The sequence below is a fragment of the Candidatus Manganitrophus morganii genome (assembly GCA_021651055.1).
In the GTDB taxonomy this organism is placed as follows: Bacteria; Nitrospirota; Nitrospiria; order SBBL01; family Manganitrophaceae; genus Manganitrophus; species Manganitrophus morganii.
This window is the reverse complement of the sequence record JAJHOH010000001.1, coordinates 1854691-1873900: the sequence shown is the minus strand read 5'-3', so window position 1 is coordinate 1873900 and position 19210 is coordinate 1854691. Positions and strand designations below refer to the sequence as shown.

Sequence of the window (19210 nt, the reverse complement as noted above, 5' to 3'; positions counted from 1 at the left end):
ACGACCGATCAATATCAATGGCAAACCCGGATCGGTCGCTCTGTTCATTGATTTGAACGCCGTTGCTGTGGTAGATTGCCCCAACGATTTATTTTTTCGTATAGAGAATGAATTTTCAAAGGAAAGGAATTTCGATGGCGCAGATGAGTCCCGAAGAGATCATTGAGCAGCAACGGCAAGATTGGAGCCGGGTTGCCCCGGCGTGGGAGAAGTGGGATGCGCTGCTTCACCGAAACCTCTCCTTTCTCAATTACCGGCTTGTCGGCGATGCCCGGATTCGGCCGGGGCAGCGGGTGTTGGATCTCGGCTCCGGGACCGGCTATCCGGCGATTGTCGCCGCCGATGCGGTCGGGAACGAAGGAGAGGTGCTCGGTCTCGATCTTTCCGAGGAGATGCTCGACCGGGCCAAGCGCAAGGCATACGGCTTGGGACTCTTTCAGCTCGACTTCCGCGTTGCGGATATCACGCAGCTACCGGAGGAAGATCACTCCTTCGACGCGGTCATCAGTCGATTCTGCCTGATGTTCCTTCCCGACGTTCCGAAGGCGGTCGGCGAAATCGCGCGGGTGATTAAGCCGGGAGGTTATTTTGCGGCGGCGGTCTGGTCGGGACCGGACCAAAACCCCTTCGTCAAAATTCCGGTTGATGTTCTCAGGCGGTTTATCGATATTCCGACCCCTTCTCCCGATCAGCCGGGGATTTTCCGGTTGGCGAAACCGGGAGATCTCTCGGGGATGGCCGAGAAGGCGGGACTTCGTAAATTGACAGACGAAGAGATTCAAGCAGAATCGTTTTACGATTCGCCGGAGACCTATTGGACCAACCTCATCGATATGGCCGCCCCGCTGCAACCGCTTTTCGCCAAACTCTCAGCAAAGGATCGGGGAGAGGCGGAGCGACAGATCAAAGAAGCGGTGGAGCCGTATCGAAGGGGAGAAGAAATCTCCCTGCCGATGGCGATCCGGGTTGTCGTTGCGCGCAAGCCGTCTTAATCTTGCCGATGGAAAGAGATCACGCCGAAATGAAAACGCCGCTCCGATTCAGCGACAGCCGAGAGATCGATCCGAAAGAGGTCTTGGCGCTCTACCGTTATGCCGATTGGTCCAAAGATCGGACGCTGGAGGAGACGCAACAGGTTCTCTCACAGTCGAGTCTGGTCTTTTCCCTCTGGGAGGGGCCGCGCCTGGTCGCCTTTGGGCGGGTGTTGACCGATTTCATTTTTCGCGCGGCGGTTTATGACGTCATCGTCCACCCCGATGTGCAGAAACAGGGGATCGGGCGCGCGCTGATCTATAAAATCCTGACCCATCCTTCTTTAAAGAAGGTTCCGGTCTTTTATCTGCTGACCAGGGACAAGCGTCCCTTCTATGAAAAACTCGGCTTTGTGACGACGGAAGAGGAAGGATACAGCTCGATGATCTTTGTTCGAAAGGAGACGAAGCAATGACGTCCGCGCTCCGATCCCCCCGTGCGCGGCTCGGCGGCTATCTCCTCCTCCCCCGGCTGATCGACAAGGTCCGGCTGCACGCGCAGGGGACTCTTCCGCCGGAGTATGTCGGCAATCTTCTCAAGCCGACGGGATCGACCCTCGACAGCCGATTTCTCTCGTTCACCGGGCTTGATGCGGAGAAATTAAGAGAGGCGATTCTAACGGCAAAGAATGACGACGCGGTTCTCTCCTGGGTCGAACGACACGCCATTTCCCACAACCTTTCGGAAAAGGAGGCCTGGGCCGACGAGATTGCGACCTACCGCCCCACGCCGGAGATGGCGGAACATCGTAAGAAGATTTATCCGGAGCTGGCGGGCAAGGTCGATCTGGCCTCGATCAGCGTTCTCGACATGATCGATCTGGATGAGGGGCGGATTCCGACGAGATGAAACCGGTCTCGCAGCGCACCGCTTCGCTTCTATTGATGCTCGCCGCCTTTCTTTGGGGCGGGTCGGTGATCGCTCAAAAATGGGGGGTGACCCACTTCCCGCCGCTTCGTCTCGCCCTCCTGCGCGGGGCCGGGGCGACCCTTTGCCTCCTGCCGTTCTGGTGGGGGTCCAATGATCGGCGGCGGCCCTTCAAACGCGGGGAGCTTCCGCTTCTCTTCTTGCTTGCCTTCCTATCGATGATCGGAAATCAACTTGCCAATTATTATGGTCTTCGGACGATCACCGCTTCGGAGGCCGGAATCATCATGGGATCGACGCCGGTCTTGACCGTCCTCCTCTCCTCGCTCTTCTTTCGAGAACCGCTGACCCGGCGGCGGACGGTCGGATGCCTTCTTTCTTTCATCGGGGTAATGTTAGTCGTGGCGCGGGTTCCTCAAGGGGCGGTCGTCGCTTCCTGGAAAGGGGATCTTCTCGTCTGTCTCGGCGTTTTCTCCTGGGTTTTGTACACCCTCTTTGCGCGATCCATTCTGAAGGAGCACTCTTCGCTCGCCCTCACGATGGCGACCTTTTCCATCGGCACGGTGCTGGTCGTTCCCCTGGCGATCTGGGAGGCGGCGCCGCTGCAATCGGTTCCGCCGTCGGCCTGGGGGGCGCTGACCTATCTGATCCTCTTTGCTTCCGTCATTGCCTTCTTTGCCTGGAACATCGGTCTTCAGGCGGTCGGCCCGACGCGGGCGTCTATCTTCAGCAACCTGATCCCGGTGACGGCGCTGGTATTGGGCGTGGTTCTCCTTTCGGAAACGATCTCGATCAAACAATTGGCGGGGATGGGGTTGATTTTGGTCAGCGTCTGGATGGTGAATCGGCGGGAAGGGAAGGGTTAGAAAAGAATCTGCGCCAGCTTCTCCCGATATTTTTCCGCCAGGGGAGAACGCAGACCGATCACCTCGAAGAGTTGGAGCATCGCCTTGCGGGCGGCATCGTCTTTGAAACGGCGATCTTTCCGGACGATTGTAAGGTAGGCTTCCAGCGCCTCTTCATATTTCCCGTCGGCGGCAAGCCGATGGGCCAGATCAAACGAATGTTGCAGATTCTCCGGCTCGCGCGCCGCACGGTCTTGCAACTCGGCCAGCGACGGGCCGCTCTTTTGGGAAAGGGCGAGATCGAGCCGAATCTGAAGGCGGCGGGTCTCCTCATGAAATTGAAGCGCGGCGGGAAGATGATTGAAGAACAGGCGGGCTTCCTCAACCCGTCCGAGCGCCAGGAGGAGCCGGAGCTTTCCGAGCAGGGAAGCCGCATGTTGCGGCTCTTGCTTGAGCGCTTCTTCGTAGAGACCGAGCGCTTCGAGCGGCTGTTTTTCTTCCATGGGGCGCGCTTTCTGCGCGATGAGGTCGGCCTCGGAGGGGACGAGGTTATCGACGAACTCCCGAATCTGCCTCTCTGGAAGAACACCGACGAATTCGTCGATCAGGTGACCGTCGACGAAGGCTTTCACGGCAGGGATTCCCTGAATGCGATACCGCCCCGCGAGGCTCGGATTTTCGTCGGTGTTCACCTTGACCAGTTGGACCTTTCCCTGAAAGGCGTCCACCACCCGCTCCAGAATCGGGGCGAGCATCCGGCAGGGGCCGCACCACTCCGCCCAGAAATCGACCAGCACCGGCGTTGTCTTCGATGCGGCGATCACCTTCTCTTCGAAATCGGCTTCAGTCGCTTCTTTGATCCAGGCAGAATCCATCGGAACAATCCTCTCGCTACTCATTTTAGCACAGGGATCAAACATGCGGGAAAGGCGGCCTTCAGGGGGCTTTCTATCGGAGGGGGTCAGCGCGACGGATCCACCCCATGATGTCGGTTGCGACCTCTTCTACGGCGCGCCCCGTCACATCGATGATTCCCCACTGCGGATTCTGGCGGTAGAGCTCGCGGCAGTAGTTGAGCTCCTGGATGATCGGCTCCATGTCGGCATACCCGGCGACCCGCCGGTTCAGCTTCATCAGCCGCGCCTCGCGGATTTCCATGAGGCGTTGGGGGTCGATGATCAGGGCGACGACCTTCGCCGGATCGACCCGCTGCAGCTCTTTCGGTAGGGGAATATTCAAGATGATTGGGATATTCGCCACCTTGTAGCCGAACTGCGCCAAGTAGATGGAGAGAGGGGTCTTCGCCGTTCGGGAGGGGCCGACCAGAACGATATCGGCTTGAACGACCCCCTGAATGCTCTGGCCGTCGTCGTGCTTCACTGTAAACTGCACCGCTTCGACGCGGCTGAAATAGTCGGTATCGATCCGGTGAAGGCGTCCCGGCTCGGAGCGGGGCCGGCTATTGAGAAAGTGGCTCATCGCCGTCAACAGCGGCCCCAGCAGATCGACCGCGAGCAGCCCCGATTGGAGCGCCTCTTCGCGCATCTTGAGCCGAAGCGACTCGGAGACGAAGGTGAAAATAATCAGCCCCTGGCGCGACTTTGCTTCCTGGAGCACCTCTTGAATTTGGGCTTCTGAGCGGATATAGTGCCGGCGGGCCAAGATGGTCTTATCTTGAGAGAACTGAGAGAGCGCCGCCTGGCAGATTTTTTCCGCAGTCTCTCCCGTGGCGTCGGAGACGACGAAGATGGGACGAACCTCGGCGGGACGTTCGGGCATGGCGACATGATAACCGATTTTTTAGGAAAAACCAAACACCAAAACCGAAAGGGCACAAAAGATTAGAATGAGACGGAAAGAACATTAAAAAAATAGTGGTTTTTATCTTCTGACACAGACATCGTGTCTGATGGTTATTTTATGTCTTTCGTTGATCTTTAGAGCCGATTTTGTTAAGCTGGCACAAATACATACAATCTTATTTTTGGGCCGGACAAAGGTGTCCTGAAGCAGATGCTTTTTGAAAACGACACCTCAATCTTGGATGGGTCTCTTGCATACATGTGAAGAAAGGATTTAATTTGATGACGCAGCAGCTACAAATTCCTCAACGGATCAATCGGTTGGAAGAGCTTGCTTACAATCTTTGGTGGAGCTGGCACCCGGAGGCGCGCTCCCTCTTTGAGGCCCTCGATCGCCCCCTCTGGAAGCAGACCAATCACAATCCGGTGAAGGTATTACAAGGACTGGCGCAGGAGCGATTCAAGGAAGTGGCGGAAGACCCGACCTTCCTCCGTCGTTATGATGCGGTGCTCAAGGCGCTCGACACCGATCTCGGTTCTCGCCCGACCTGGTTTGGCGAGAGATTCCCGGATCTTTCTTCCGCGTCGATCGCCTACTTCTCGGCGGAGTTTGGACTGCATAACTCGCTGCCGATCTACTCCGGCGGGTTAGGCCTCTTGGCCGGAGACCACTGTAAAGAGGCGGGGGATCTCGGGATCCCTCTCATCGGCGTCGGCTTTCTTTATCCGCAAGGTTATTTCCATCAGAAGATCCAGGCGGACGGATGGCAGGAGCCGATCTACCGACCGCTCGACCTCAACACCGTGGCGATTCGACCCGCCCAGTTCCCCTCCGGTCAGGTGCTCGTGGAGGTTCCTGTCGGACCGAGGAGCATCTATATCAAAGTCTGGGAGGTTCAGGTCGGCCGGGTCCGGCTCTATTTGATGGATACCGATGTTCCGGAAAATGCTCCCTGGGATCGAGAGCTTTCCGCCCGTCTTTACGGTGGGGATCAAGAGCTGCGGATTCGCCAAGAAATCGTCCTCGGAATCGGGGGGGTTCGCCTCCTGCGCGCCCTCGGCATCCGTCCCACCGTCTGGCACTGCAACGAAGGACATACCTCGTTCCAGATGCTGGAGCGAATCCGCGAAGGGGTGGCGGCCGGGAAGCGCTTTGACGAGGCGGCAGAGACGGTCCGAAAGAGCAGCATCTTTACCACCCATACGCCGGTTCCGGCCGGGCATGATGCTTTTCCCGCCGCGCTGATCGAAAAATATTTTTCAAATTATTGGCCGATGTTGGGACTCGATCAGGCCCGTTTTTGGGAGCTGGGCCGCCATCCGGAACCGTGGGGCGAGGCGTTCAACATGACCGTTCTTGCCTTTCATCTCACGCAGGGACGAAACGGGGTCAGCCAGCTCCATGGAGAGGTTTCGCGAAAGATGTGGCAGCATCTTTGGCCGAATACCGACGTCGAGAAGGTCCCCATTCTTTCGATTACCAACGGAATCCATACGCCGACCTGGGTCGCGCCGGAAATGGACGAGCTCTATAAAAAGTATCTCTCTCCCGATTGGGTCCATCATCATGACGAGCCGACCCTCTGGCAACGGGTGATGGATGTCCCGGACGATCTTCTCTGGGAGACCCGTCAGCAGCTGAAACGAAAGTTGCTCGGGTTCATCCGGGAGCGGGCCCGCACCTCTTGGACGGAAGATCGGGCCGATCCGATTCAACTTCTGGCGGCCGGCACCCTCCTCGATCCGGAGGCGTTGACCATCGGCTTTGCCAGACGATTCACCGCCTACAAACGGGCGACGATGATCTTTCAGAATCTGGAGCGGCTCAAGAAAATCTTGGGAAACCGATGGCGGCCGGTTCAAATCGTCTTCGCCGGTAAGGCCCATCCGGCCGATGAGGTCGGCAAGCGCTACATCCAGCAGATCTACAATCTCGCCAAAGATTCGGGGCTGGCCGGGCATATTGCCTTCGTTGAGAACTACGACATGCACGTCGCCCACTTTTTTATACAGGGGGTCGATATCTGGATGAATACTCCCCGGGCGCCGCTGGAGGCGAGCGGCACGAGCGGGATGAAGGCTTCCCTCAACGGTGTCCCCCAGCTGAGTATCTTCGATGGGTGGTGGCCGGAGGGATACAACGGCTCGAATGGATGGACCTTTGGGGTGAAGCCGGGTCCCTCCCTTCAGAATCTTTCTCCCGAGATGCAGGATACCTCCGATGCGGAGGGCCTCTACGCGATCCTGGAGAACGAGGTGATTCCCCTCTACTACCGGAGGGACGCGGACGGTGTCCCGCGCGGTTGGATTCAAACGGTCAAAGAGGCGATTCGCACCGTGGCCCCTTTTTTCTGCGCCAGGCGGATGGTCAAAGAGTACGCCGATAAACTCTATGCACCGGCGGCAAGAGGGGCGAAAGAGTAAGACCGAATTGATCCGGTGGGGTGTTCTTGGATCTGGAAGAAAAGTTAATTCGGAAAACGGTGGTTTATCAGGGAAAGTATATCCGGACCGAGGAGCAAATTGTCCGGCTTCCCGATGGAACGGAGGCGCTTCGGGAGATTGTCTCCCCGCCGGACGCGGTCGGTATTCTTCCGATCGACTCGGAAGGGAATGTCTATCTGGTCCGGCAATATCGGCCGGCGATCGGCCAGGTCACGCTGGAGATTCCCGCCGGGATCTTAGAAATGGGGGAGCGCTCGGCCGAAACGGCGCGGCGGGAGTGCGAAGAAGAGGTGGGGATGCGGCCGGAGCGGCTTGATTTCCTCTTCGGTTATTACCATTCGGTCGGGTTTTCAACCGGCAAGATCGAAGTCTTTCTCGGCCGTGATCTCCGTCCCAACCCCCATGCGCATACCGATCCCGGGGAGTTCATCGAGGTGGTGCTCCTTCCGTTCGAAGAGGTCTATCAGCAGGGGCTTTCAGGAAAGATCATCGACAGCAAGACGCTTTTGGCGCTTCTCTGGTATCGACAGATCGTTCTAAAAGCGGTTTAGAAATTTTAAACCGACTGAAAAAGCTGGTCGAGGACCGCCTTGAATTCCTTTATCGTGAACGGTTTGTGAAGATGGAGATTGCCGGTCTCCTGAATGAATTCGGTCGTCGACTGGTTTGCGATATCGCCCGTTAAGAAAATGATCCGCTTTGCCATCTCTGGAAAGTGGGCCTGAACCTTCTCATAGAATCCCTTCCCATCCATAAATGGCATCTTCATATCAAGGAAGATGGCATCATATCCTTTTTCCTTTAATTTCCCTGCGGCTTCCCGGCAATCGATCGCTTGATCGACGTGATAACCGATCTTGGAAAGAAGATGTGATACAAGGTCAAGGAGGAGTTGTTCGTCGTCGACGACGAGAATTCGCTTCATCAGCGGATCGATTCCTCAAAAGCCTCTTGATCGATTTTAACCAATCCTTTTTGAATGGCATACCGGATCAACTGGGCCACGTTTCGGAGGGCAAGTTTATTCATGATGTTGGCCCGGTGCGTTTCTACCGTCTTAACCCGGATCCCGAGTTTTTCCGCGACCTCTCGATTCTTAAATCCTTCTGCAACCAAACGGATCACTTCTTGTTCTCGCTTGGTCAACGCCCTTGCTTCCGGCATCTCTCATCCCTCCTAGTTGATTTATTGACAATGGGCGGCGTCCGACCTCGGACAATACCCCCATTGATATAGCTAGTCAGAAATATAGAAGGGAAGGCTTGAAATGAGTATCGGATTCGGTCTGTTTATTTTGTGGGACGCCGACTGGTATGTTCGTAGGTGTTTGTCCTACAAAGTCTACAGGTGTTGAGGATTAGGGAGGTCCGCGTTATTCAACGAGCTTTTGTTGGATGGCGTAGTGGGTCATCTCCGCATTGTTTTTCATCTTCATCTTCTCAAGAATGCGGGTTCGATAAGTGCTGATGGTCTTTACGCTGAGTGAGAGCTCCTCGCCGATTTCTTTGACCGTTTTTCCGGAGGCGATGAGGCGGAGGACTTGAAATTCACGGTCGGAGAGCGCTTCGTGAAGCGGCCGCTCGGAAATGGACTCCAGGTTGAAGGCAAGCCGCTCCGCCAGATGCGGGCTGATATATTTCCCTCCTCGGGCGACTTTCCGGATCGCCTCGACGAGGTGATCCGGGGCGCTCTCCTTCGTCAAATAGCCGGACGCCCCCGCCCGGAGCACGCGGACGGCGTATTGATCTTCCGGGTGAATGGTCAGCATGAGAACGGGGAGCTTCGGCCGCTCGCTCTTCAACTGCTTCAAGATATCGAGGCCTCCGCGGCCCGGCATCGAAATATCCAGAACGATCACGTCCCACTGATCGCTCCTCATTTTTTCGAGCAGCTCCTGACCGTTGTGCGCTTCCCCGGCAACGACCATGTCGGCTGTTTCTGTTAGGATCTGCTTCAACCCTCTTCGGACGATCGCGTGGTCGTCCGCGATGAGAATTTTAATCATGATTTCATTCCGGCGTCGGTCGGTTGATGAAGTGGAATCTGGACGGTAATGATGGTTCCTTTTCCGGGAACGCCGTTGATCTGGACCGTCCCTCCCCAGAGGAGGGCCCTTTCACGTATTCCCAAGAGTCCAAGTGACTTTGAATTCGTAATCTGGCTTTGCGTGATCCCTCTTCCGTTGTCTTTGACCTCCAAAATCAGGTTCTCCTCGGTTTTTTCCAGAAGGATCGCGACTTCATCGGCGTTGGCATGGCGGACGATGTTGGTGAGCGTCTCCTGGAAGATTCGAAAAACCGCAGTCGACCGATCGGGATCGAGCAGAATTTCCTCCGGACGAACGGTAAAGTGGCAGCGCATCCCCGTTCGACTTTGGAATTCCTGAACCTGCCATTCAATGGCGGCGGTGAGCCCGAGGTCATCCAAAACGCCCGGCCTCAATTCCGTTGAAATCTTCCGGAGGGTCTGGACGGTGGTGTCGACCAGCTTCGCCATCGATTTCGTCCGGTCTCGCAACAACGCCTCTTTTTTCGGCAGTCGTTTTTTCAGCCATGATAGTTCCATTTTCAAAATTGTCAATAGCTGCCCCAATTCGTCGTGAATTTCCCTTGAGATGCGGGTCCGCTCCTCTTCCACCATGGAGTGAAGCCGGCTTGAGAGATTGCGCAACTGCTCTTGGGATCGTCTTAATTCCTTCTCGACACTCTTCTGCTGATTTTCCAGGGCGATCTCTCTTTCCCGCCGCCGGTAATTATCATACAGAATCCCTGTCGCATGGGAGAGGATTTCAAGCCCCGCCTGCTCCGTTCCGCTGTATCCTTTGGGGCAATTCGCAATCCCGATCATTCCCACCACCTTGTTTTCCCGGATGATCGGAACACCGAGGAAATTGCGCATGGAAGGATGTCCGGGCGGAATTCCCCCCGACCGGGGATCGGTGGCGGCGTCATTGGAGAGGACGACCTTTCCGCTTTGGATCACCTTTCCGAACAGATTATCGAACTGGTGTAACTCAAGATATTCCTGTTCTCCATCCATCCGGAGAGCCTCCGTGTAGAACGGACGACTCTTGATCGGTCCCACATCAATCCCCTCGGTGGCGAGAATCCGGAAGGCCGGCCCCTCAACGACCACGCCGATAAAGCCGTACTCGCTTTCTGTTTGATGGAGGGCCGACCGGAGGAGAAGGGAGCTGGTCTCGCCCCAATCCCGATTATCGAGGTAGGCGGTCATCGCATCGGTGACCGCCGCCAGCTGGTCCGTCTTGATTCGGAGCGCTTCCTCCGCGTGATTTCTCTCGGTGATGTCCATCATCGCCCCGATCATCCGGACCGGCGCCCCCGCCGCGTCCCGTACGATATAGCCGCGGTCGAGAACGGTCGCATAACTTCCATCGCCTCGCCGGAAACGATACTCCCCCGACCAGAGCTGATCACCAGCAACGATTGCAGTGTGAATCCCCGAGAGGACCCGCTCTTTGTCTTCCGGATGGAGCCGACTTGTCCAAGACTCGACCCCCGGCTCGATCTCCTCCGGCCTGTAGCCGAAGAGGGTTTGAAGGTTCTCATTCCACCAAAGCGAGTTCGTGATCAGATCCCAATCCCAGACGGCGTCGTTGGTGGCGCGTGTGGCGAGATGAAAACGCTCTTCGCTCTTCCGGAGCGCCTCCTCCGTTTTTTTGCGATCCGAAATATCGGCCACGACGGCGACAATACCGGTCATCATCGGCTCCGAGCCGGGGAGGGGAGCCACGGAGATGCTGATATCGACCGACGATCCGTCCTTTCGGGAATGGCACGTCTCCAATCCGGTAAACCCTTTCCCTTCGCAGACCAGTTTTTGAAGAAGATCCAGCTCTTCCTCTTGATCCACGGGGAGGATCGGGAATCGCTGATTGAAAATTTCATACTCTCTCCAGCCGAAGAGCCGCTCCGCCGCCGGGTTCCACATCTTTACCTTTCCTTCCGAGTCGAGGGCGAAGATCGCCAAGGGAGAGGCATGAATCAAAGCGCGAAGTGTCTCATTCGTTTCACGCAAGGCCTGTTCGGCTTGGCGACGCTCGGTAATGTCTTCGGCCACCCCGGCCACGCGGTAGACCTTTCCCGATTCGTCTTTGATCGGAAAGCCCCGATCCCGAATCCAGCGAACGGAGCCGTCGGTCCGAATGATACGATATTCGGTGTCGGTCGGCTCTCCCCGGCCTTGTTGCTCCATGGCGTCGAGAACACGGACCCGGTCTTCGGGATAAACCGCATCCAGAAATGATTTCGGCTGATCATAAAGGCTCTGACAGGCGCGTCCCCAGATCTGCTCGTAGGCGGGACTGATGTAAAGCATTCGGAAAGGGGAGAATTCCACGATCCAGAAGATCTCATGGATGTTCTCCGCCAGCTGTCGAAACCGGCGCTCTGAATCTTGCAGTTCCCGTTCGGTTTTTCTCGATTCGGTGACATCCTCGGCCAGAACCAGCCGGGCCTCCTTTCCCCGAAAGAGGATCAGATTCCAGGTGATCTCGGCCTCGATGAGGCTTCCATCTTTTTTTCGATGTGTCCAGACCCCGCCCATAACCGGGTCCGAAGATGTTTCCCGATGCGCAGCCTCTTGGAGATAGCCGAGCAAGAGCGGAACTTCTTCCGGCGGGCGGATGTCGCAAATCGTCATCCGAAGGAACGCTTCTCTTGAATAACCATAATGACGAATCGCCGCTTCATTGACCGCCAAGAAAGCATGCGTTGGAGGATCGACGACCCACATCGGGTGGGGATTTCGATCAAATAGGAGCCGGTACTGTTCCTCGCTCTGTCGGAGCGCTTCTTCCGCGCGGAGGCGCTCGGTCACATCGTTGGCCAGGACAAGTTTGGCCTTCCTTCCGGAGAAGGAGATCAGATCCGCGGTGATCTCCACGTCGATCACCGTCCTGTCTTTTTTTCTGTTTCGCCAGATCCCCCCCGGGCCGACCCGGGTGTTGATCTCCGGAAGACTCTTGAGGAGAAGAGGTATATCTTCGGTGGGGCAGAGATCTGTGATCGTCATCGAGAGAAACTCCTCCCGATGATAGCCGTAGCGGGATACGGTCGCTTCGTTGACCGCCAGAAAAGCGAGCGTCTCCAGATCGAACACCCACATCGGGTACGGATTGTTCTCGAACAAAAGCCGATATTTTTCTTCGCTTTCCCGCAGCCGTTCGTCGGCCCGTTTGCGGTCGGTGATATCGACGACAAAACCGACCGTCTTCTCCTGAGAGCCTTCAAGGAAGGCGGCGCCGATCATCACAGGCACCCTGCTTCCGTCTTTGCGGATAAATTCTTTCTCAAAAGGAGCGCAGACCCCGGTGGCGGTCATCTCATCGAGGCCTTTCATGTCCAGAGGATGATATTCGGAGGGGGTCATCTCTTTCCAGCTGATTTCCCCCGAGCGAAGCTCCTCGCGGGTATATCCAACCATTTGAAGAAAAGCGTCATTGGCCTCCGTGATATTTCCGTTGACGTCCGAGAAGACAATGCCGATCATGTTGGAATCAATGACCCGTCTGAAGCGACTTTCACTATTCCGCAGCGCTTCCTCCGCCCGCTTCTGCACCGTCATGTCGGCCAGAATTCCGACGATCCCTCGGATATGACCTTGCCCGTCCCGCAACGGTGCGGTGGATAAGCTGACATCGACCCGGGAGCCGTTCTTTCTTTGACGGTTGACTTCGAGATTGGAAAAAACTTTTCCTTGCAGAAGCGCCTTTACCAATCCTTTAAACTCATTCTCTTTTTCTTTGGGGACGATGGGATTGAAGCGGCCGATGACCTCTTCCGGACTCCATCCGAAAATCTGTTGGGCGGCGGAATTCCAGCTTTTGACCGTACCATCCAGATCGAGGGTGATAATGGCCAGGGGGGAGGCCTCAATGAGGGCTTGAAGGGTGTGGTTGGTCTCGCGCAGCGCTTCTTCCATCTGTTTCCGCTCGGTGATGTCGTCCACGACTGCAACAAAATACTTCGGCTTTCCCGAGGGGTCGTTGATCTGAGAGACCGTGATATCGCCCCAAACGATCCGACCGTCTTTGCGGATATAGCGTTTTTCAAATCGATGTTTATCAGCCTTTCCGGCCGCCAGCTCCTCTTTCACCGTCATGCTCGCCGTCAGGTCGTCCGGATGGGTCATCTCTTGGAACGTCCGTCCCGGCAGCTCTTCCCGCGTATAGCCGAGGAAGGCGGCATAACTCTGATTCACCTGAATAAAACGTCCTTCCAGATCGACCACGCCGATTCCGGAAGGGGCCCGATCGAAAATCGCCCGAAAGCGCTCTTCGCTATCCCGAAGATCGACGGTCATGCTCTCCGCGAGGTCGATGGCGCGCCGGCGCGCGGTCGTCGTCGACCAGGTAATGTACGAGAGCAACAGGGAGAACGTCGCCCCGCCGAAAAGAATAAGGAAAGGAAGGGTTTCTTCTATTTCCGATAGGAAGGAGGCATGGGTGGAAAAGTAGATGTACCAATGGCGACCTGCGATATCCAAAGAGGCGATTTGTGTGTATCGGGGGGGATTGTTGCCGGTGTTGGCGCCCAGAATGTCATTGCTGTCGTAAAGCAGTCTCTCTTTCGTTAGGAGGGGAAGGGGATTGGTTGTCTTCTCCATTCCACCGTCGAAAATCTCAAATTGAAAGTCGAGCATGGAATTGCCGCCGAGGACCTCCTCCATGAGATTCTTCGTGGTGAACGCGGAGGCGACGAATCCGATCAGGGCGCGGCGTTTCTCCTCCACTGTGGTCTGAGGCAGCCCATTGCGGTAGACCGGGACCCGAATGGAAAATCCGACCTCCTCGGTCCCGACCAGGATAATCCGTCCGGTCGAGGCGGGATGACCTGTATCGCGCGCTTGTTCGAGGGCTTGCCGTCGGACCGGCTCGCTTCCGATATCGAAGCCGAACTGTACCGGAATGGGTGAGAACGGCTCTGTAAATTCAACGGGGAAGTACTCGGGGCGATCTCCTTCGGGATGAATCGAAAAATCGGGATAACCTTTTGGATCGATGCTCGTATCGTTGCGCACCTGTCTTTCGAATTCAGCCCGTTCCGATTTAGGTACGTATCTGACAAAGATCAGATCGTAAATGCCGGGATAACGTTTTTGTAACTGGAGCGATTCGATATATCTTCTCCAGTCGGCCCGGGTGATATTTTGGTTTACCGCAAAGAGACCGCGCATGGACAGAAGGGTATCGATGTAGGTCTGAATGCGTTCCTCAATTGCCCTGGATGCTCTTACGACACGTCTATCAAAACGGGCGTGTGCGTTATTTTCAATACTCCGCTGTGTAAAATACCAGGCGATCCCGGTGAGAGTCAGGGTCAGTGAGAGGACAATAACGGCGGAAGGGGCAAGGAAAAGAGAATGGATGAATTTCTGCAGAGGGTGAATGGATGCTCCTGGTGTCCTCTTCTGAAGAGGGGCTGCCTTCAAGAGCGTGTGTACTCCTTATGTCAGATTCCGATTTCGATGGCATTAGAGCCACCTTGCCAAGGCGGCTGGGTGCTCTATCGTACCATCCTGGCCAGTAAAATCAAGTACATTTTGGCCGATGCTCGAGGGGAACGGCCGAGCGGAAAGAGGGGAGATGAAGATCTTCTTCCGGATCCTCCTTATTCATCGATGCGCCACTTAATCGGCCAGGTGCTGTTTGATCATTTGATACGCTTCGACGACCCTTCGAAGCTCGGCTTCCGTGCTTCGATCCCCTCCGCGGGCGTCGGGGTGATACTCCTTTGCGTAGCGGCGAAATGCGGCGGTCACTTCAGTCATGCCGGTTCCCTCCTCCACCCCCAAGATTTGGTAGGCCTGTGTCAGAGAGGAAATCTCTCCATGGGAAGCGGTTTCCGAGCCATTTTGGCTGAACTGACTGAAAAAATCGGCGAGGTTGAACGGCCGCCGGCGTTTCCTTCGGGGCCGGTTATAGAGCTGGCTTTCCAACTCGTCGAGGCGATCTTCCACGTAGGAGACGCGGCCTGCGGTCCGGTCGAGGTCGGCGAGGGTCGTCGCTTCATCGACCTGTTCTAAAATCTTTTGGAAGAGCATTTGAAAGTCTTGAAGCCGTTCCTCCAGGGTGAAGAAGGAGTGACCCCGGGCATCGTCGTATCGATCGACCGCGAAGGCGAGATCGATTTCGATCGTTTCATTCAGCTCGATCAGGCGACGCTTGAGGCGGCCTTTTCGGTCACTGAGCTTTTTAAGGAAATCTTCATCCATGGCATGCGATCATTTTCGAGAAGATTACGCCTTGACGAAGCTGCAGCAATAATCGGTCAGGCTGTGGACCTTTAGCTTAAATGTGGTTCGGGCGGGGATGGTAAACTGCTCTCCCCCTTTGATCCGCTTCCATCCCTTCTCTCCCTCCAGAAACACTTCCAGATCGCCGGAGAGAATCTCCATGATCTCTTGATCGCCGATTTTAAATTCGAACTCGCCCGGCTGCATGATGCCGAGGGTCTTGCGGCTGCCGTCCGGGAAAAGAACCGTCCGGCTGGTGACCTTTCCGTCGAAGAAGACATTGGCCGCTTTTTTTACCGTGACGTTTTTAAACATGGATGGCGCCCCATTTTATCTGTCGGGTTTTGGTTTGGCAGAGGTTCAATATGTTGAGCCCCTGCCAAACCCCTTGGAAATGCCTGGATTACGTGTCGGTCCGGAAGTATTTTGCCTCGGGGTGGTGGAAGACGAGGGCGGAGACCGACGCCTCCGGGTCCATCATGTCGCCGTCGGTCAGCTCCACGCCGATCTTGGCGGTGGCGTCGAGCAGCCGGAAGAGCTTTCGCTGGTCGGCGAGATTCGGACAGGCGGGGTAGCCGAAGCTGACCCGGATGCCGCGGTATCGGTTCTTCAAGACATCTTGAATTGTCATCTCCGGAGAATCGGGAATGCCCCAGTCGTTCCGAATTTTTTGGTGCACCCACTCGGCGAAGCCTTCGGCTCCCTCGATGGCGATCGCCTGAAGCAGGTGCGAGCGGAGATACTCTCCCGCCTCCTTCAGCTGCGTGGAGAGGGCGCGAACCCCTTTTCCCATCGTTACGACGAAGAGGGCGACCGAGTCGATCTCGCCCGAGTCCACATCGCGGCAGTAGTCGGAAAGGCAGAGCCGCTCTCCCCCCGGCTGCCGGGGAAAGGTGAATGTTTCGAGCAGACGTGCCGGATCGGCGGGATCGTAGATCAGCAGATCCTCTCCCCGCGCCTGGCAGGGAAGATAGCGATAGACCCCCTGAGCGGTGAGGGTTCGCTTTGCGAGAACTTCTTCCTGCATGGCCACCACGGAGGCATGAAGCTTTTCCGCCCGCTCGTCGTGGTCGGCGAGGAGCCGTTCGAGATTTCCTTTCAGCCCCAAGTGCTTTCCGTAAAGCATCGACGGGTTGATGTACGCGAAGATCTCCCGGAGCGGCCCCTCGTCGATTGCGTGAAAATTAAAATCAGGGGCCTTCGGTAGGAGGACATCGCGCCGCACGTTCGATCGGGCGCGGGCCTGCGCCGCCGGCTGCGGCTTCTTCTCCATCCCCTCGGCGATCTTCACCATCGCGCTCCGCTCCGTCTCGGTCTTCTTCAGAAGCCCGGGGCGCTGCGTTTCATCGACCCATTGATTGGCCAGGTCGAGCCCGTTCATGGCATCCTTGGCGTAGAAGACCGGTCCCGGATATTCCGCAGCGATTTTGGTGTCGGTAAAGCGCTTGGTGAGGGCCGCTCCGCCGACCAGGATCGGCACGGTGACGCCGGCGGTCTTGAAGTCCTGGGCGGTGATCACCATCTGTTGGGCTGATTTCACCAGCAGCCCGGAGAGGCCGACCATATCGGGCCGCTCCTTCCGGATCGCCTCGATCAGCGTCTCCGGCGGGACCTTGATCCCGAGATTGACCACCTTGTAGCCGTTGTTGCTCAGGATGATCTCGACGAGGTTCTTCCCGATGTCGTGGACATCCCCTTTCACCGTCGCCAGGAGAATCGTCCCGCGCGCAGCGGTATCGCTCTTCTCCATGAATTGCTCCAGGTGCCTTACCGCCGCCTTCATCGCTTCGGCCGACTGCAGCACCTCCGCCACGATCAGCTCGTTATTATTGAAGAGCCGTCCGACCTCATCCATGCCGGTCATCAAGGGGCCATTGATAATTTCAAGCGGCGTCGCTTCCTTCCGCTTCAGCTCCAAATCGTCAATAAGACCCTCTTTGGAGCCTTCGACGATGTAGCGGGCGAGCCGCCCATCGAGGGGAAGGTCGGCGCGGACCTTCTTGGCGATTCCCTTCTTGTCCTTGAAGTGGGCCGCAAAGGCGGCGACCGGGTCCGCTCCCCGCCAGAAGATTAAGTCTTCGGCGAGACGGCGCTCCTCCTCCGGGATGGAGGGATAACGCTCCAGCTTCTCGGCGTTGACGATGGCATAGTCGAGTCCCGCTTTGACGGTATGGTAGAGAAAAACGGAGTTGAGGATTTCGCGGCCGGCGGTCGGAAGACCGAAGGAGACATTGCTGACCCCCAGGATCGTTTTGGATTCCGGGAAGGTCTCCTTGATCAGTCGGATCCCTTCAATCGTCTCCGGGGCGGAGCCGATGTAGTTGGCGTCGCCGGTTCCGACCGGAAAGACCAGGGCGTCGAAGATCAGATCCCGCGGGGCCAGGCCGTATTTGTTCACGAGCAGGTCGTAGGAGCGTTTTGCGATCTCGATCTTCCGCTGGCGGGTGACCCCCATCCCCTGGACGGGGTCTTCATCGATGCAACCGACCACCACGGCGCCGCCGTATTTCTTCAAGAGCGGGACGACCAGCTCGAAGCGCTCCTCGCCGTCTTCCAGATTGATCGAGTTGACGATGCACTTTCCCTGACAGAGCTTGAGCGCCGCTTCAAGCACCCGATGATCGGTCGAGTCGATCATGATCGGCGCTTTCACCTTCTTATTCAGGATCTGGAGAAAGGCCTCCACGTCGGCCAATTCATTCCGGTCCGGGTTGGCCATGCAGACGTCGATCACCTGCGCGCCGTTTCGGACCTGCGCCCGGCCGATCTCGGCCCCCTCTTCGATTTTCCCGTCGATGATCAGCTCTTTGAATTTCCGGCTTCCGATCACGTTGGTCCGCTCGCCGACGATCACCGGACGGTTCTCTTCCTCGATCAGAAGAAAGTCGATCCCGGAGACGGCCGGTTTCAGCGCGCCCTTCGGGGTGCGCGGTTTTCTCCCTTCGACCATTTTTGAGATCGCCGTGATATGCGCCGGGGTGGTCCCGCAGCAGCCGCCGATCAGATTGATCCACCCCTCGTCGACGAACCGGGAAAGCTTGGCGGCGAGCGATTCGGGGGTTTCTTCGTACTTTCCTTCTTCATTCGGAAGGCCCGCGTTGGGGTAGACCGAGACGAGGCAGGTCGCCATGTTGGCGAGCGAGCGAATGTGGTCTGTCATAAACTCCGGACCGGTGGCGCAATTCAGGCCGATCGAAAGAAGGGGGAGATGCTCCAGCGAGGCGTAGAGGGCTTCCACCCCTTGACCGGCGAGCATGGTTCCGGTCCGTTCAATGGTGGCCGAGATCATGATCGGGACCTCGATCCCCATCTCTTTCTGGGCCTGGAGGATGCCGATCCCGGCCGCCTTCAGATTGATCGTGTCCTGGGCCGTTTCCAACAAGAGAAGATCGACCCCTCCCTCGATCAATCCACGGGTCTGCAGCGCGAAGGCCTCGACCAATTGATCGAAAGTGACCCCGCCGGTGACGGTGATCGCCTTGGTCGTCGGCCCCATCGAGGCGGCGACGAACCGGGGCTTGGCAGGGGTGGAATATTTCTTTGCGGCAGCTTTCGCGACCTGCGCCCCCGCGCGGTTGATCTCTAGGACCTGATCCTGAAGGCCGTACTCCGCCAGAACGATTCCGGTCCCGCCGAAAGTGTTGGTCTCGACGATATCGGCTCCCGCGGCATAATAGGCCTCATGGATCGATTGGATGACGTCCGGGCGGGTGAGATTCAGGTTCTCGTTGCATCCTTCCAACTCCGGCCCGCCGAAATCGGCGGCGGTCAAATTTCTGGCCTGGATCATCGTCCCCATCGCCCCGTCCAGGACCAAGATTCGCTCGCGCAGGCGTGCTTTTATCTGATCGCTTCCCAAGTAAGTAATCCCTCCGTGAAAAATGAATTTTAATTCTAACAGAAAGAGAGGTCCACCTCCATCTTTTTTTATGATTTTCTATGCAAAAGCGGGGGTGTTCCCTC

15 protein-coding genes are annotated in these 19210 nt (G+C 56.8%); 6 read left to right on the top strand and 9 right to left on the bottom strand.

Annotated elements, in window-relative coordinates; genetic code table 11:
* Positions 1 to 134: 134 nt before the first annotated feature.
* Genes MCM46_08480 through MCM46_08465 form a run of 4 tightly spaced genes read left to right on the top strand, consistent with a single transcriptional unit; the run spans position 135 to position 2765 of the window.
* Positions 135 to 992 carry a methyltransferase domain-containing protein gene (locus MCM46_08480; GenBank protein ID MCG3111841.1) on the top strand — a complete coding sequence of 286 codons (858 nt, stop codon included), beginning with the start codon at positions 135 to 137 and terminating at the stop codon, positions 990 to 992.
* A gap of 29 nt (positions 993 to 1021) precedes the next feature.
* Entirely contained in the window at positions 1022 to 1447 is a 426-nt protein-coding gene (locus tag MCM46_08475; protein MCG3111840.1) for a GNAT family N-acetyltransferase, read from the top strand.
* On the top strand, positions 1444 to 1881 hold the full coding sequence (locus MCM46_08470; protein MCG3111839.1) for a DUF5069 domain-containing protein: 438 nt from the start codon (positions 1444 to 1446) through the stop codon (positions 1879 to 1881). Before MCM46_08475 ends, MCM46_08470 begins: the two co-directional genes overlap by 4 nt.
* The gene (locus MCM46_08465) at positions 1878 to 2765 is read left to right on the top strand and encodes an EamA family transporter (GenBank protein MCG3111838.1); all 888 of its coding nucleotides are present in this window, start codon (positions 1878 to 1880) and stop codon (positions 2763 to 2765) included. Before MCM46_08470 ends, MCM46_08465 begins: the two co-directional genes overlap by 4 nt.
* Here the strand turns inward: MCM46_08465 and trxA are convergent.
* Together trxA and MCM46_08455 are read right to left on the bottom strand one after the other, a co-directional pair.
* Positions 2762 to 3619 carry a thioredoxin gene (trxA, locus tag MCM46_08460; GenBank protein ID MCG3111837.1) on the bottom strand — a complete coding sequence of 286 codons (858 nt, stop codon included), beginning with the start codon at positions 3617 to 3619 and terminating at the stop codon, positions 2762 to 2764. The two genes, MCM46_08465 and trxA, sit on opposite strands and share 4 nt — an antisense overlap.
* 73 nt (positions 3620 to 3692) lie before the next feature.
* On the bottom strand, positions 3693 to 4523 hold the full coding sequence (locus MCM46_08455) for a kinase/pyrophosphorylase (GenBank protein MCG3111836.1): 831 nt from the start codon (positions 4521 to 4523) through the stop codon (positions 3693 to 3695).
* Between the two features lie 305 nt (positions 4524 to 4828).
* Between MCM46_08455 and glgP the strand changes: the two genes are divergently transcribed.
* Both glgP and MCM46_08445 read left to right on the top strand, forming a co-directional pair.
* Positions 4829 to 6970, top strand: a complete 2142-nt coding sequence (glgP, locus tag MCM46_08450) for an alpha-glucan family phosphorylase (GenBank protein MCG3111835.1) — start codon at positions 4829 to 4831, stop codon at positions 6968 to 6970.
* Between the two features lie 26 nt (positions 6971 to 6996).
* Complete coding sequence (locus tag MCM46_08445; GenBank protein MCG3111834.1) at positions 6997 to 7542, top strand: NUDIX hydrolase; 546 nt, start codon at positions 6997 to 6999, stop codon at positions 7540 to 7542.
* Positions 7543 to 7547: 5 nt separating this feature from the next.
* Here MCM46_08445 and MCM46_08440 read toward each other — a convergent pair whose 3' ends face one another.
* The 7 genes from MCM46_08440 to metH all read right to left on the bottom strand — a co-directional run bounded on the left by MCM46_08440 (position 7548) and on the right by metH (position 19106).
* Positions 7548 to 7916: a response regulator gene (locus MCM46_08440; protein ID MCG3111833.1), complete on the bottom strand. Its 369-nt coding sequence runs from the start codon at positions 7914 to 7916 to the stop codon at positions 7548 to 7550.
* Entirely contained in the window at positions 7916 to 8155 is a 240-nt protein-coding gene (locus MCM46_08435) for a response regulator transcription factor (GenBank protein MCG3111832.1), read from the bottom strand. Before MCM46_08435 ends, MCM46_08440 begins: the two co-directional genes overlap by 1 nt.
* A gap of 208 nt (positions 8156 to 8363) precedes the next feature.
* On the bottom strand, positions 8364 to 8996 hold the full coding sequence (locus MCM46_08430) for a response regulator transcription factor (GenBank protein MCG3111831.1): 633 nt from the start codon (positions 8994 to 8996) through the stop codon (positions 8364 to 8366).
* Complete coding sequence (locus MCM46_08425) at positions 8993 to 14443, bottom strand: PAS domain S-box protein (GenBank protein ID MCG3111830.1); 5451 nt, start codon at positions 14441 to 14443, stop codon at positions 8993 to 8995. Before MCM46_08425 ends, MCM46_08430 begins: the two co-directional genes overlap by 4 nt.
* 198 nt (positions 14444 to 14641) lie before the next feature.
* Positions 14642 to 15226 carry a DnaJ domain-containing protein gene (locus MCM46_08420; protein ID MCG3111829.1) on the bottom strand — a complete coding sequence of 195 codons (585 nt, stop codon included), beginning with the start codon at positions 15224 to 15226 and terminating at the stop codon, positions 14642 to 14644.
* A gap of 24 nt (positions 15227 to 15250) precedes the next feature.
* Entirely contained in the window at positions 15251 to 15562 is a 312-nt protein-coding gene (locus MCM46_08415) for a pyrimidine/purine nucleoside phosphorylase (protein ID MCG3111828.1), read from the bottom strand.
* Positions 15563 to 15650: 88 nt separating this feature from the next.
* Complete coding sequence (metH, locus tag MCM46_08410; protein ID MCG3111827.1) at positions 15651 to 19106, bottom strand: methionine synthase; 3456 nt, start codon at positions 19104 to 19106, stop codon at positions 15651 to 15653.
* Positions 19107 to 19210 lie beyond the last annotated feature (104 nt).